The sequence below is a fragment of the Helicobacter pylori genome, from assembly GCF_003637685.1.
GTDB lineage: Bacteria > Campylobacterota > Campylobacteria > Campylobacterales > Helicobacteraceae > Helicobacter > Helicobacter pylori_CJ.
The window spans coordinates 25,806-41,089 of sequence record NZ_MVWW01000003.1; the positions used below are offsets into that span (position 1 = coordinate 25,806).

Annotated in this window: 11 protein-coding genes and 2 pseudogenes; 9 read left to right on the top strand and 4 right to left on the bottom strand. The window is 38.1% G+C overall.

The features are described 5' to 3' along the window. Positions 1-30 precede the first annotated feature (30 nt). Together feoB and EAL44_RS03160 are read left to right on the top strand one after the other, a co-directional pair. A complete protein-coding gene (gene feoB, locus EAL44_RS03155) occupies positions 31-1,959 on the top strand; it encodes a ferrous iron transport protein B (RefSeq protein ID WP_121074602.1) in 1,929 nt (642 codons plus the stop codon). Positions 1,960-2,209: 250 nt separating this feature from the next. Beyond that, entirely contained in the window at positions 2,210-4,513 is a 2,304-nt protein-coding gene (locus EAL44_RS03160) for a TonB-dependent receptor family protein (protein ID WP_121074605.1), read from the top strand. Positions 4,514-4,551: 38 nt separating this feature from the next. On the opposite strand, the gene fliP is transcribed toward EAL44_RS03160, so the two are convergent. Together fliP and EAL44_RS08105 are read right to left on the bottom strand one after the other, a co-directional pair. Beyond that, positions 4,552-5,298 (bottom strand): flagellar type III secretion system pore protein FliP, encoded by a 747-nt coding sequence (gene fliP / locus EAL44_RS03165; protein ID WP_121074814.1) that lies wholly within the window; start codon positions 5,296-5,298, stop codon positions 4,552-4,554. A gap of 35 nt (positions 5,299-5,333) precedes the next feature. Next, a pseudogene (locus EAL44_RS08105) lies at positions 5,334-5,429 on the bottom strand (flagellar biosynthesis protein flip); the annotation flags it as partial. Here EAL44_RS08105 and glmU point away from each other — a divergent pair. The 7 genes from glmU to EAL44_RS03205 all read left to right on the top strand — a co-directional run bounded on the left by glmU (position 5,386) and on the right by EAL44_RS03205 (position 12,768). Continuing rightward, complete coding sequence (gene glmU, locus EAL44_RS03175) at positions 5,386-6,687, top strand: bifunctional UDP-N-acetylglucosamine diphosphorylase/glucosamine-1-phosphate N-acetyltransferase GlmU (RefSeq protein WP_121074608.1); 1,302 nt, start codon at positions 5,386-5,388, stop codon at positions 6,685-6,687. The pseudogene EAL44_RS08105 and the gene glmU overlap by 44 nt on opposite strands. Positions 6,688-6,962: 275 nt before the next feature. Next, positions 6,963-7,325 carry a pantothenate kinase gene (locus EAL44_RS03180; RefSeq protein WP_162970336.1) on the top strand — a complete coding sequence of 121 codons (363 nt, stop codon included), beginning with the start codon at positions 6,963-6,965 and terminating at the stop codon, positions 7,323-7,325. A 25-nt stretch (positions 7,326-7,350) separates the two neighbouring features. After that, positions 7,351-7,833, top strand: coding sequence for a hypothetical protein (locus EAL44_RS03185; RefSeq protein WP_121074614.1), 483 nt, complete (start codon positions 7,351-7,353; stop codon positions 7,831-7,833). Positions 7,834-8,006: 173 nt separating this feature from the next. Then, a complete protein-coding gene (locus EAL44_RS03190; RefSeq protein ID WP_121074616.1) occupies positions 8,007-10,373 on the top strand; it encodes a ribonucleoside-diphosphate reductase subunit alpha in 2,367 nt (788 codons plus the stop codon). A 61-nt stretch (positions 10,374-10,434) separates the two neighbouring features. Beyond that, positions 10,435-11,382 (top strand): Gfo/Idh/MocA family protein, encoded by a 948-nt coding sequence (locus EAL44_RS03195; protein WP_121074618.1) that lies wholly within the window; start codon positions 10,435-10,437, stop codon positions 11,380-11,382. A gap of 108 nt (positions 11,383-11,490) precedes the next feature. Further along, the gene (locus tag EAL44_RS03200) at positions 11,491-12,258 is read left to right on the top strand and encodes a sulfite exporter TauE/SafE family protein (RefSeq protein ID WP_121074621.1); all 768 of its coding nucleotides are present in this window, start codon (positions 11,491-11,493) and stop codon (positions 12,256-12,258) included. Between the two features lie 3 nt (positions 12,259-12,261). After that, positions 12,262-12,768 (top strand): methylated-DNA--[protein]-cysteine S-methyltransferase, encoded by a 507-nt coding sequence (locus tag EAL44_RS03205; protein WP_121074624.1) that lies wholly within the window; start codon positions 12,262-12,264, stop codon positions 12,766-12,768. 62 nt (positions 12,769-12,830) lie between these two features. Here the strand turns inward: EAL44_RS03205 and xerH are convergent, their stop codons facing one another. Further along, positions 12,831-13,901 (bottom strand): tyrosine recombinase XerH, encoded by a 1,071-nt coding sequence (gene xerH / locus EAL44_RS03210; RefSeq protein ID WP_121074627.1) that lies wholly within the window; start codon positions 13,899-13,901, stop codon positions 12,831-12,833. A 6-nt stretch (positions 13,902-13,907) separates the two neighbouring features. After that, a pseudogene (locus EAL44_RS03215) lies at positions 13,908-14,442 on the bottom strand (hypothetical protein). Positions 14,443-15,284 lie beyond the last annotated feature (842 nt).

A 15,284-nucleotide genomic window follows, 5' to 3' on the forward strand; every position in this document is an offset into this window, starting at 1 on the left:
AAAAACTTTAATGCGGAGCATTCAAACCCAATGAAAGAAATCACTATCGCCCTTGTGGGCCAACCTAATGTGGGGAAATCGTCCCTCATCAACGCTTTGAGTAACGCCCATTTGAAAGTGGGGAATTTTGCCGGGGTTACCGTGGATAAAATGGAAGTGAGTTTGATCCATAAAGAGCATCAAATCACTATCATTGATCTACCTGGCACTTACGCGCTCAATGACTTCACCACTGAAGAAAAGGTTACTAAAGATTTTTTAGAAAAAGGGCAATACGATCTCATTCTTAATGTGGTGGATTCCACCAATTTAGAGCGTAATTTAGCCTTAAGCGCGCAGTTATTAGACACGAATAAAAAAATGCTTCTTGCGCTCAACATGTGGGATGAAGCGCAAAAAGAGGGCATTAAAATCAATACAGAAAAGCTTTCTCAAGAATTAGGGGTTGTGTGCGTGCCAACAAGCGCAAGATCCAAAGAGGATCGCTTGAATACCGAGATTTTATTAGACGAAATTGTCAGGCTTTATTCTCAAAACACTATAAACAATGAAAACATAAAAGTCCCATCTCAAAGCTTTAAGGAGTCTTTAAAATACAGCCAGAGCGCTCAAAGAATCGCTAAATTAGTGATCAGTGAAAACAAGCAAAACGCGAGTTTTGAACACACTTATAAGATTGATAAGATTTTAATGCACCCGCGTTATGGGATTTTCATTTTTTTAGGGTTCATGTTTATCATTTTTTCCTTGAGCTTTTTAATAGGGGGGGGAGTGCAAAAAGCGCTTGAAGAGGGGTTCAAGTTTTTGAGCGATAGTATTAAAGAAAATGTGGCTAATGAAGATTTAGCGTCTTTGGTGGGCGATGGCATTATTGGGGGAGTGGGAGCGACGGTTTCATTCTTGCCTTTAATTGTGGTGTTGTATTTTGGGATTTCTTTACTAGAAACGACAGGCTATATGAGTAGGGTAGCGTTTTTATTAGATGGGATCTTGCATAAATTTGGCTTGCATGGGAAGAGCTTTATCCCTTTAATCACCGGTTTTGGCTGCTCAGTTCCCGCTTACATGGCGACAAGAACTTTACAAAACTATAACGAACGACTGATCACGCTTTTTGTGATCGGCTTTATGAGTTGCTCGGCAAGACTGCCTATTTATGTGCTGTTTGTAGGCTCGTTTTTCCCTTCTTCTAGCGCTGGGTTTGTGCTGTTTTGTATTTATATTTTGGGGGCGGTTGTGGCGTTAGTGATGGCCAAATTACTCAAATTAAGCGTGTTTAAAGGACAGAGTGAATCTTTTATCATGGAAATGCCCAAATACCGCTTGCCAAGTTCTAGAATGATTTATTTCAGTATCTATACCAAATCGCTTTCTTACCTTAAAAAGGCCGGGACTTATATTTTAGTGGGAGCGATTTTAATCTGGTTTATGTCTCAATACCCTAAAAGCGATGCGGCTATGAAAACTTATAAACAAGAAAGCTTGTTAGTGAATAAGGATACCACTCTTTCAAGCGAAGCCAAAGAAGAAAAATTAAAAGAATTAAAAACAGAATTGGATAAAAAGAATTTAAAAAATAGCGTTGTAGGGAGAGGGGGGGCGTATTTAGAAAAAGTCTTTAGCCCTATGGATTTTGATTGGCGTTTGAGCGTCTCACTTGTAACCGGGTTTATGGCTAAAGAGGTGGTGGTTTCTACTTTGGGGGTGTTGTTTTCTTTAGGGGATCAAAATGAAAAATCTGACGCTTTTAGAGAAGTGATTAGAAAAGAAGTCAGCGTGCCAAGCGGGATCGCTTTTATCGTGTTTGTGATGTTTTATATCCCTTGTTTTGCAGCGACCATCACTTTTGGTAGGGAAGCTGGGGGGATAAAGTTTGTAGCGTATTTATTTATCTTTACAACCGTTGTAGCGTATTTCTTTTCACTGATAGCTTTTTATGCAACTCAAATTTTGGTTTAAAGGCTAGCCATAAAGGGTTTTTAAACCCTTTATCCGTTTAAATTCACCCCATTAGAAATATTAAAAAATTTTTATTTTTCTTTATATCCCAATCCTTTCTATCAACATTCGCATTAATCGGCATTTTTGATAAAAAAGTCATTAATATTATCTAAATAATAATTTTTTAAAAATTTAAGCTAAAACTAATAATGGTTATTATAAATTACACATTGTTGTAAAAAAGAACATTTTTCATAAAAGGTGGTAAATGAAAAGAATTTTAGTCTCTTTGGCTGTTTTGAGTCATAGCGCGCATGCTGTCAAAACTCATAATTTAGAAAGGGTGGAAGCTTCAGGGGTGGCTAACGATAAAGAAGCGCCTTTAAGCTGGAGGAGTAAGGAAGTGAGAAACTATATGGGATCTCGCACGGTGATTTCTAACAAACAACTCACTAAAAGCGCGAATCAAAGCATTGAAGAAGCTTTGCAAAATGTGCCAGGCGTGCATATTAGAAACTCTACAGGTATTGGGGCTGTGCCTAGCATTTCCATTAGGGGGTTTGGTGCGGGAGGCCCAGGGCATTCTAATACGGGAATGATTCTAGTCAATGGGATTCCTATTTATGTCGCGCCCTATGTTGAAATTGGCACGGTTATTTTTCCTGTAACCTTCCAATCTGTGGATAGAATCAGTGTAACTAAAGGTGGGGAGAGCGTGCGTTATGGCCCTAACGCTTTTGGCGGTGTGATCAACATTATCACCAAAGGCATTCCTACCAATTGGGAAAGTCAAGTGAGCGAGAGGACCACTTTTTGGGGCAAATCTGAAAATGGGGGGTTTTTCAATCAAAATTCTAAAAACATTGATAAAAGCTTAGTTAATAACATGCTTTTTAACACCTATTTAAGAACGGGTGGTATGATGAATAAGCATTTTGGAATCCAAGCTCAAGTCAATTGGCTCAAAGGGCAAGGGTTTAGATACAACAGCCCTACCAACATTCAAAACTACTTGCTAGATTCGTTGTATCAAATCAATGATAACAATAAAATCACTGCTTTTTTTCAATATTACAGCTATTTTTTAACAGACCCTGGGTCTTTAGGTATAGCCGCTTATAATCAAAATCGTTTTCAAAATAACCGCCCTAATAACGATAAAAGCGGGAGAGCGAAGCGATGGGGAGCTGTGTATCAAAATTTTTTTGGGGACACGGATAGGGTAGGTGGGGATTTCACTTTTAGCTACTATGGGCATGACATGTCAAGGGATTTTAAATTTGATTCTAACTATTTAAATGTCAATACCAATCCTAAATTAGGTCCTGTTTATACGGATCAAAATTATCCAGGATTTTTTATTTTTGATCATTTAAGGCGTTATGTGATGAACGCCTTTGAGCCGAATTTGAATTTGGTTGTCAATACCAATAAGGTTAAGCAAACTTTTAATGTGGGCATGCGTTTTATGACGATGGACATGTTCATTAGATCCGATCAAAGCACATGCGAAAAATCAGATATTATTGATGGGGTGTGCCATATGCCCCCATATGTTCTTTCTAAAAAGCCTAGTAACAATCAAGAAATGTTTAACAACTATACAGCGGTATGGTTGAGCGATAAAATAGAGCTTTTTGATTCTAAATTGGTGATAACTCCAGGGCTTAGATACACCTTTTTAAACTACGATAACAAAGAGCCAGAAAAGAACGATTTTTCCGTATGGACCAGTAAAAAACAGCGTCAAAACGAATGGAGTCCCGCCCTTAACATTGGCTATAAACCTATGGAAAATTGGATATGGTATGCGAACTACCGCCGCAGTTTTATCCCCCCACAACACACAATGGTAGGCATTACTAGGACTAATTACAACCAAATTTTTAATGAAATTGAAGTGGGGCAACGCTATAGTTATAAAAATCTATTGAGCTTTAATACCAATTATTTTGTGATTTTTGCCAATCGTTACTATGCGGGAGGCTATAGCCCGCAACCTATTAACGCTAGGAGCCAAGGGGTGGAATTGGAATTGTATTACGCGCCGATTAGGGGTTTGCAATTCCATGTGGCTTACACTTACATTGATGCGCGCATCACTTCTAACGCTGATGACATTGCTTATTATTTTACAGGCATTGTCAATAAACCCTTTGACATTAAAGGGAAGCGTTTGCCTTATGTAAGCCCTAACCAATTCATATTTGACATGATGTATACTTACAAGCACACGACTTTTGGAATTAGCAGTTATTTTTATAGCCGCGCTTATAGCTCTATGCTCAATCAAGTCAAAGATCAAACCGTGTGCCTTCCCTTAAACCCAGAATACACAGGGGGGCTAGAGTATGGTTGTAATTCAGTGGGGTTATTGCCCTTGTATTTTGTGTTGAACGTCCAAGTAAGCTCAGTTTTATGGCAAAGCGGTAGGCATAAAATCACAGGGAGTTTGCAAATCAACAACCTTTTTAACATGAAGTATTATTTTAGGGGGATTGGCACAAGCCCTACAGGGAGAGAGCCCGCACCAGGGAGATCCATTACAGCGTATTTGAATTATGAGTTTTAAATTAATTTCAAGCTTTTATAGCTTGAATGTTTTTGATATTAAACCATTTTAAAACTCGCTACTAAATTTTCGGTTAATAAATTAAACCCATCCACTAGAATAAACACCAAAATTTTAAAAGGCAGAGAAATCATTACAGGCGGGAGCATCATCATACCCATCGCCATTAAAATAGAGCTGATAACCATATCAATCACCAAAAAAGGCAAGTAGAGTAAAAAGCCGATTTGAAACGCTGTTTTCAACTCGCTTATCATAAATGCCGGGATCAAAACGCTCAAACTCACATCATCAGGGGTTTTAGGGTTAGGCAGGTTTCTGATCCTAAAAAAAAGGGCTAGATCCTTTTCTCGTGTGTTTTTAAGCATAAACTCCTTAAAAGGCAGAGCGCTTTTTTCAAACGCTTCGGTGTAAGAAATCTTTTTATCCATATAAGGTTTGATCCCTGTATCATAAGCCTTTTTCAAGCTAGGTTCCATGATAAAAAAAGTCAGTATCAAAGAGAGCGAGACTAAAATTTGAGTGGGGGGGGTTTGTTGCGTGCCTAAAGCGGTCCTTAAAAAAGAAAACACCACGATCAAACGGGTGAAACTCGTCATCACTAAAATCAATGACGGGGCTAAAACTAAAAGCGTGAGCAGGGCGATGACATTAAGGGTGGTTACAAGCTGTTTAGGATCATTAGGAGCGTTTAAAGAGAGATTGACGCTAGGCAAAGCGCTATCAGCGCTCATTAAAGGGCATATTAAAGGGTAAATGAGAATGAAAAAAATGAAAAAACGCAAAATTCTAGCCTTAAATCTTTGATGAAACAAAGTCAAATTATAAGATAAGGCATGTTAAAATTCCCTAAAATAAGTTTAAGGATTTTAATGCTTTCTGTAATCATACTAGCCGCTGGCAAAGGCACTCGCATGCATTCTAGCCTGCCTAAAACTTTGCACACGATTTGCGGGGAGCCTATGCTGTTTTACATTTTAGAAGTGGCTTTTTCAATCAGCAATGATGTGCATCTTATCTTACACCACCAACAAGAACGCATTAAAGAAGCGGTGTTAAAGCGTTTTAAGGGCGTCCTTTTTCACACTCAAATCGTGGAAAAATATTCAGGGACAGGTGGGGCTATCATGCAAGAAGACAAGACGCCTATCCTCACTCAACATGAGCGGGTTTTGATTTTGAATGCGGACATGCCCTTAATCACTAAAGACGCCCTCACCCCCTTATTAGAAATCCAGAATAACGCCATAGGCTTACTGCATTTAGCTGACCCCAAAGGTTATGGGCGCGTTGTTTTAGAAAACCATCAGGTTAAAAAGATTGTAGAAGAAAAGGACGCTAATGATGAAGAAAAGACCATTAAAAGCGTGAACGCTGGCGTGTATTTTTTTGAAAGAAAGTTTTTAGAAAAATACTTGCCCAAGCTTAATGACCAAAACGCCCAAAAAGAATACTACCTCACGGATTTAATCGCTTTGGGTATTAAGGGGAATGAAAAAATTGACGCTATTTTTTTAGAAGAAGAGTGTTTTTTAGGGGTGAATAGCCAAACAGAAAGGGCGAAGGCTGAAGAAATCATGCTAGAAAGACTGCGAAAAAACGCCATGGACTTAGGGGTAGTGATGCAATTACCTAGTAGTATTTATTTAGAAAAAGGCGTGAGTTTTAAGGGGGAGTGCGTTTTAGAGCAAGGGGTGCGTTTGAGTGGGAATTGTTTGATAGAAAACGCGCGCATTAAGGCTTATAGCGTGATAGAAGAGAGCCAGATTGTTAATAGCAGTGTGGGGCCATTTGCCCATGCGCGCCCTAAAAGCGTGATTTGTAACAGCCATGTGGGGAATTTTGTAGAAACTAAAAACGCCAAACTTCAAGGCGCTAAAGCAGGGCATTTGAGCTATTTAGGGGATTGTGAGATAGGGAAAAACACAAATGTAGGGGCTGGCGTGATCACTTGCAATTACGATGGCAAAAAGAAACACCAAACGATCATCGGTGAAAATGTTTTTATAGGGAGCGATAGCCAGCTAGTCGCGCCTGTAACTATCGGCTCTAATGTCTTAATCGGCAGCGGCACCACCATCACTAAAGACATTCCTAGCGGTTCGTTGAGCCTTTCACGCGCCCCTCAAACTAACATTGAAAACGGGTATTTTAAGTTTTTTAAGAAATCTTAAAGAGCTTGAAAAGAATTGCTGTTTTAAAACCTTATTGAGCGTATTTTTAATGGATTAAAAAGTTCTTTTTTATCCTTTTGGATTTGCTTAAATCTTAAATAATGAAAAATCCAAAAACCACTATAATCATTTACTTTAATCCTATAATTTGTGTAGAAACAAAACACTTACTGAGCTTTTTGTGATCTTTTGCTGATTTGTAACAATGCTTTTAATAGGGTTGTGGTATAAATATTCTTATCAAGGTGTGCCAAACATGCCTTGAATCTCAATTTATGAAAGGATTTGTTATGAGTGGATTAAGAACATTTAGTTGTGTAGTGGTTTTATGCGGTGCAATGGCTAATGTGGCTGTAGCTGGTCCTAAAATAGAGGCAAGGGGTGAATTAGGCAGATTTTGGGGGGGCGCTGTTGGTGGTGCAATTGGGGGTGGTGTTGGTGGTGCAATGGGGGGAGCCGTTGGTGGTCCTGTGGGTGGTTGGGCTGGCAGATTAGTTGGTGGTTCTGTGGGGAGAGAGTTTGGTCGGGAAATAGGCGATAGAGTAGAAGATTACATCCGTGGCGTTGATAGAGAGCCACAAGCCCCAAGAGAACCCACCTATGAATATTATGATCGTCATTTTGGGTATGACAGGTAGTTTTGGGTGAGAAAGGAGAGAGAGCATGAATATCAAAGAGCGTTTGAGCATCTCCGAATATCAATGGGCAGTGGCTCTAGTCTATGGGGGATGTCTCTCCATAACCAATAGGATTTTTTATGAACTAAATGGTTCAGCTAGCGATCCGATCTTTAACCCTAAATACAGCTATTATGTGTGGTCAATGGCTCTAATAGCGGCCTTATTGTCTAACCTCTTGTTCAACCCAAAAGGCAGGTCGGCGGGTTATTTAATTGCTGAAACTTGGCAAGGGTTCCCCAAGTTTTTTAAAGCCATTTTTAAGGCTAGGTTTTTTGGTGCGTTTTATGACGCTGTGTTAGGAGCAAGATTGAGAGACTTTTATATGGTGCTTTTAACGATACCCTTTATTATCGCTATGCATGAGATTTCGGCGTATTGTGGGCATCCTAGCAACTTTCTTGTAGAGTGTTTGGTCATTTTGGGGTTTCAAGGTTTTTTTAAGCTTTGCGCTAAATGGGGGTGGTGATTTAACCCAAATGTCATTAAATGGAGGGGGAATAAAAACATTAAAGAAACTTTAAAACTCATTCTCATTAATAAAACAGATCCAACTTGAACTTCTCTCTTTCTTAAGTCTTAAGTTTTTTATTGATACAATGCCAAATTTAAAAGAAAACGATTTGATTTAAAGGAAAAATTTTGATTACGGTGGTTAAACGAAACGGGCGCATTGAGCCTTTGGACATTACCAAAATCCAAAAATACACTAAGGACGCTACGGACAATTTAGAGGGCGTGAGCCAAAGTGAGCTGGAAGTGGATGCGAGGTTGCAATTTAGAGACAAGATCACTACTGAAGAAATCCAACAAACTTTGATTAAAACCGCTGTGGATAAGATAGATATTGACACGCCTAATTGGAGCTTTGTCGCCTCAAGACTTTTTTTGTATGATTTATACCATAAAGTGAGCGGTTTTACAGGGTATAGACATTTGAAAGAGTATTTTGAAAACGCTGAAGAAAAGGGCCGCATCCTTAAGGGCTTTAAGGAAAAATTTGATCTAGAGTTTTTAAATAGCCAGATCAAGCCTGAAAGGGATTTCCAATTCAATTATTTGGGGATTAAAACCTTGTATGATCGCTATTTGTTAAAAGACGCTAACAATCACCCTATTGAATTGCCCCAACACATGTTTATGAGCATTGCGATGTTTTTAGCGCAAAACGAACAAGAACCCAACAAAATCGCTTTAGAATTTTATGAAGTTTTAAGCAAGTTTGAAGCGATGTGCGCGACCCCCACTCTAGCGAACGCACGCACCACCAAGCACCAGCTAAGCTCATGCTATATTGGCAGCACGCCGGATAATATTGAGGGGATTTTTGACAGCTATAAGGAAATGGCGCTATTGTCCAAATACGGCGGAGGGATTGGCTGGGATTTTTCTTTGGTGCGATCTATTGGGAGCTATATTGATGGGCATAAGAATGCGAGCGCTGGCACGATCCCGTTTTTAAAAATCGCTAACGATGTGGCGATTGCGGTTGATCAATTAGGCACACGAAAGGGTGCGATTGCGGTGTATTTGGAGATCTGGCACATTGATGTGATGGAGTTCATTGATTTAAGGAAAAATAGCGGCGATGAAAGGCGAAGAGCGCATGATTTGTTCCCGGCTCTTTGGGTGTGCGATCTGTTCATGAAAAGGGTTTTAGAAGACGCGATGTGGACTTTGTTTGACCCTTATGAGTGTAAGGATTTGACTGAGCTTTATGGGCAGGATTTTGAAAAACGCTATTTAGAGTATGAAAAAGATCCCAAAATCATTAAAGAATACGTTAACGCTAAAGATTTATGGAAAAAAATCTTAATGAATTATTTTGAAGCTGGTTTGCCTTTCTTAGCCTTTAAAGATAACGCCAATCGGTGCAATCCAAACGCTCATGCAGGAATCATTCGATCGTCTAATTTATGCACAGAGATTTTTCAAAACACCGCGCCCAACCACTACTACATGCAAATAGAATACACTGATGGCACTATAGAGTTTTTTGAAGAAAAAGAGTTGGTAACGACAGATAATAATATCACTAAATGCGCTAACAAGCTCACTAGCACCGATATTCTTAAAGGCAAAAAAATCTATATCGCTACTAAGGTCGCTAAAGACGGGCAAACGGCGGTGTGTAATCTAGCGAGCATCAATTTAAGCAAAATCAACACTGAAGAAGACATTAAAAGGGTCGTGCCGATCATGGTTAGGCTTTTAGACAATGTGATTGATTTGAATTTCTACCCTAACCGCAAAGTCAAAGCCACTAATTTACAAAATAGAGCCATAGGGTTAGGGGTTATGGGTGAAGCGCAAATGCTCGCAGAACACCAAATCGCTTGGGGGTCTAAAGAGCATTTAGAAAAAATTGACGCTTTAATGGAGCAAATCAGCTACCATGCGATTGAAACGAGCGCGAATTTAGCGAAAGAAAAAGGGGTTTATAAGGATTTTGAAAATTCAGAATGGAGTAAGGGGATTTTCCCCATTGATAAAGCCAACAATGAAGCCTTAAAGCTCACCGAAAAAGGGCTTTTCAATCACGCTTGCGATTGGCAAGGTTTGAGGGAAAAAGTCAAATCTAATGGCATGCGTAATGGCTATTTAATGGCGATCGCTCCCACAAGCTCTATTTCTATTTTAGTGGGTACAACCCAAACGATTGAACCCATTTATAAGAAAAAATGGTTTGAAGAAAATTTGAGCGGGCTAATTCCTGTGGTAGTGCCTAATTTGAATGTAGAAACTTGGAATTTTTACACATCAGCCTATGATATTGACGCTAAAGATTTGATTAAAGCAGCGGCCGTGCGCCAAAAATGGATCGATCAAGGCCAAAGCATCAATGTGTTTTTGCGCATAGAAAACGCCAGCGGTAAAACCTTGCATGAAATCTACACGCTCGCTTGGAAATTAGGGCTCAAATCCACTTATTACTTGCGCAGCGAAAGCCCTAGCATAGATGAAAAAAGCGTGCTGGATCGATCGGTGGAATGTTTTAATTGCCAATAATATAAGCTTAAATAAGCTAATCTTTGCTAAAATGAGATTCAAAATGATTTAAGGAAGATGAATGCTTTTTGCTATGATTGGTTCAGGGGGGTTTATCGCACCCAAGCACTTGCAAGCGATTAGAGATACAGGGCATTTTTTGGATTGCTCTTTTGATGTTCATGATAGCGTGGGGGTCTTAGATGAGTATTTCCCACAATCAGAGTTTTTTACCAATATTGAAGATTTTGAAAAGCATTTAGATCAGTCTAAGGCTATGGGTAAAGAAATCAACTATTTGAGTGTTTGCACGCCCACGCACACGCATTTTGATCACATCCGTTTCGGGTTAAGAAACGGCATGCATGTGATTTGTGAAAAACCCTTAGTTTTAGACCCTGGCGAAATACAAGAATTAAAAGATTTAGAGGTGAAACACCAAAAAAGGGTGTTCAGTCTTTTACCCTTGCGCCTGCATTACGACACGCTGGCTTTGAAAGAAAAAATTAAGAGCGAATTAGACAAAAACCCTGAAAAGGTGTTTGACATCACGCTCACTTATATCAGCGTTCAAGGGAAATGGTATTTTTCTTCATGGCGGGCGGATGTGAATAGGAGTGGGGGGCTAGCCACTCAAATGGGAGTGAATATCTTTGACACTTTATTGTATTTGTTTGGAGGCGTTAAAGACAAGGTTATCAATAGAGAAGAGCCTGATTGCGTGTGCGGGATACTCTTTTTAGAGCATGCCAAAATAAGATGGTTTTTTTCCATCAATCCAGAACACATGGGAGTGGCTAAAGAAAAAGTTTATCATAAAATGATCCTAGAGGGCGAAGAAGTCAATCTCACGCAGAGCTTTGATAATCTGTATATAGAAAGCTACAAACAGATTTTAGCTCAAGGGGGGTTTGGCTTGGATGACGCTATGGCGTCTATCAAATTGGCTTATGAATTGAGAAACCTCTCTCTTAGCGAACCCAATAATGATTCGCATGTTTTGTGTTGCAAAAACAAAACAGACCAATAAAAGCATCACTTTTAAAAGCGTTGTTTAGGGGGTTTGGTATTAGCGTTTGATTAGAATAGGGTTATTTTTAATTTTCTTTTAGAGGGGTTTACTTTTTAAGGGTTTTTTATGGATATTTATGCGTTATACATAGCGATAGGGCTTTTTACTGGCATTCTATCAGGGATTTTTGGCATTGGTGGGGGGATGATCATTGTCCCTATCATGCTCGCAACCGGGCATTCTTTTGAAGAATCCATCGGTATTTCCATTTTGCAAATGGCGCTTTCATCGTTCGTGGGATCTGTTTTGAATTTCAAAAAAAAATCGCTTGATTTTTCTTTAGGCTTGTTGATAGGGGTAGGGGGGCTGATAGGGGCGAGTTTTAGCGGATTTGTTTTAAAAATCGTTTCCAGTAAAATTTTAATGGTTATTTTCGCGCTTTTAGTCGTGTATTCTATGATCCAATTTGTTCTAAAACCCAAAAAAAAAGATTTGATAGCGGACACTAAACGCTACCATTTGCAAGGTTTGAAATTATTTTTAATTGGCGCGCTCACAGGGTTTTTTGCCATCACTTTAGGGATTGGTGGGGGGATGCTCATGGTGCCTTTGATGCATTATTTTTTAGGGTATGATTCTAAAAAATGCGTGGCGTTAGGGCTATTTTTTATTCTATTTTCTTCCATTTCAGGAGCTTTTTCTTTAATCTATCACCACATCATCAATAAAGAAGTGCTAGTAGCAGGGGCGATTGTGGGATTAGGCTCTGTTATGGGCGTGAGCATTGGGATTAAATGGATCATAGGGCTTTTGAATGAAAAAATGCATAAAATTTTGATTTTAGGGGTGTATGGTTTGTCGCTATTGATTATTTTATACAAACTCTTTTTTTAATTAATGGTTTTATACCACTACTATTTTAAGACCCCTAAGAGTTTCCCTTTAGAGTATTTGCATTTGTGCGCTAATGAGAGCCATTTATTGAGATTGGATTTTGATACGGCCAATTTTTCTCATAACACCCCTATGAATACCCCATTAAAACTCAGCGTTCAAGCCTTAGAGCATTATTTCTTGGGACAACTTTTTGAATTTAATACGCCTTTAGATTTGATAGGAACTCCCTTTCAAAAACAAGTTTGGTCTGCGTTAATGACTATCCCTTATGGTAAAACAAAAAGTTACGATGAAATCGCAAAGCTCATTAATAACCCTAAATCTTGCAGAGCGATTGGCAACGCTAATCATAATAACCCTATTTCTTTGATCGTGCCTTGTCATAGAGTGGTGCGTAAAAATGGCGCTTTAGGGGGGTATAATGGGGGCATAGAAGTCAAAAAGTGGCTGTTGGAATTTGAAAGCAAAATTTTAAATGAACAAGCTAAAAATTTTTTAATTTCTTAAAAAATGGGGTTTTAGTTGTTTTATGGTAAAAATCATTTTTTTTTAAGGAGTAGGGGGTGTTTTTAATTTTCTTCCCAAATGCTCGCCGCTTCTTCTAAACGCTGCTTGTCAAAATGCGTGTAAATCCTACTCGTGTTCAAGCTCGCATGCCCTAGAGCTTCTTGAACTAAAATCAAATCATGGCGTTTTTGATAGAGCAAGGTCGCAAAAGAATGCCTTAACATGTGCGCCCCATTTTTCTCCCGCCTGAGTCCTGCAAAATTGATGATGCGTTCCACTTGCTTATACAAATAAGCCTGCGTTAAAGCCATGCCTTTTTGGTTGCAAAACAATAAATCGTTTTTAACAGGATACAATTCCCTTTCTATGAGCCATTCTTTCAAAAGGCTCTCAATGTGGAAAGCTTTGAGCATCACCGCTCTGTATTTATCGCCCTTACCTTTAATTAAAATCGTGTAACAACCATTTTCTAAAGTAAAATCCTTTATTTTAAGCTGCAAGGCTTCATTAGAGCGCATGCCTGTAAAAACGATGATTTTAATGAGCAGGCGGTTTCTCGCACGCACTTTAGCGGACATTTCTATTTTATCAATGCTTTCTAAAAATTTTTCTAATTCTTCATTATTCAAATGAGTAGGGAGCTTGTTGCCTGCACTTTGATTGATTCCGCTGATGTTTTTAAGCGTGATATTATAAATATAAGATTTTTCATTTTCATCTTGATTTTGCTTGTCTATATAGCCAAAAAGCCCTAATAGAGCAATTCTGTAGTTTTTCTTAGTGGCTAAACTCAAACCTCCTGTATAGATGCTTAAAAATTCAGCCAACATGACTTCGTCTATGTTTTTGAGCGATTTTAAAGAAAGCTTTTGAGCGTATTCGTAAAATTTGAGTAGGGGCAGCGCATAGGTGTTGATACCTAGTAATCCAACATTACGGGCTTTTTTGCAAACTTTTTCCAATTGGCTTGAGCTGATGAACGCTTGATTGAATTCGTTCAAACATTCAAAAACCTTGTTTTGGTCTTTCACTTGAGAATTAGACAGGCTTGTGCATTTGTAACGCAAAAAGCGCCCAATCCACAGCAAAAGATTTTCTATAGGGTCTTTTAATTCTTCTAGGGGGTGTTTCATTGGGGTTTAGTCATCTATTAAGTGCAAATCAATGATATAAGAACCTTGATTAAGATGACATATTGAAGAATTTTCGCTCAAAATATTATCATAGGGCGAGGGCGATAGCGATAGCGTATTTTCAATAAGCCGATCAACATTCTCTAGATCCAACGCTTCTCTAGGCACTTCAATAATTAACTGACTTGACTCTTTTAATAAAGAGTTGCCAGCATTAAAGATAAAATGGAATGTGTTATCAAGCAAATTATACTTAATGTCATTTATTAAGATATGATCGAACGCTTCTCCCTTTTTTTGATTGATAACATGGGTGATATCAATATCTTGCTGTATAAACAATCGTTCCTTTAAATTCTTTAAATCTTCAGGAGTGATAAAACAATAAGCTAGCATTAATATCAAATACATTATCAATAATCTTTTCACCAACTATCTTACCACTTTTCAAATCTTCAGCAATTTTATTGACTTTGCGGTTTTGTTCAGAGCTTACTCTCCAACTATGAAAAAAAGGGTTTACTTTACATTCTTCAGACACTTGTTTTTTTATTTGAGTTATCCTTTTTTCTTGTGGAATTTTAGAATAACCATGCCATGAATAACGATCAAAGGTATTCTTTATATTGCGTTTAAGAGTAGATAAGTTGTCAATAAGGGTCATATTTTCTAAAGAGAGACTTGATAGAGAAAATTCAGCCTTATCTATTCCATAGGTACTTTTTGAAAACTTAAAGTTTGCAAGAAATTGTGGTAATTCATTAGGGGATAAAGATGTAATTTGTGAAAATTCAAGCAATACCCCTTTGAAATCCTTAGGCTCATTACTAATCAATTCAATTTTGTGAGTACTTGCATTTTCGCAATAGAAAATACCCGATGGCTCAAACCCTAATTCCTTTTTGAGTTCCAACAAGTGTTGTTTTAAATTGAATGGTTTTTCGTTCTCATTATAATGAAAACATGATTCTAACTTTTTGTTTTTATCATTAATATCAATAAGGTTTTCAGGGTCGCTAACGATAAAAATAATCCCAAAAGGTAAGCCATTATTTATAATTTTCTTATGAAAATTAAATTCAGAAGCATTAGCTTCAATAAACCTTATAAAATCAAGCCCGCTCTTACGCTCTAAAATCGATCTTATTAATTGTTGTTTAGTTTTTCTTCTATCATTAAAAAAATTATCGATATTATTAGCGATAAAGATAACCCCAAAAGACGAGCCGTCATTGATCAAATCAGCCATTACATTTTCATTTGCCATATTTTTCCTTTTAAGTTCATTTAGTTATGAAAACTACACTTTTCAAACTTTTAAGTCAAGCCATTATACCACGCTATGCCACTAACCACAATATCAAATTCCAAACAAGATTAAGT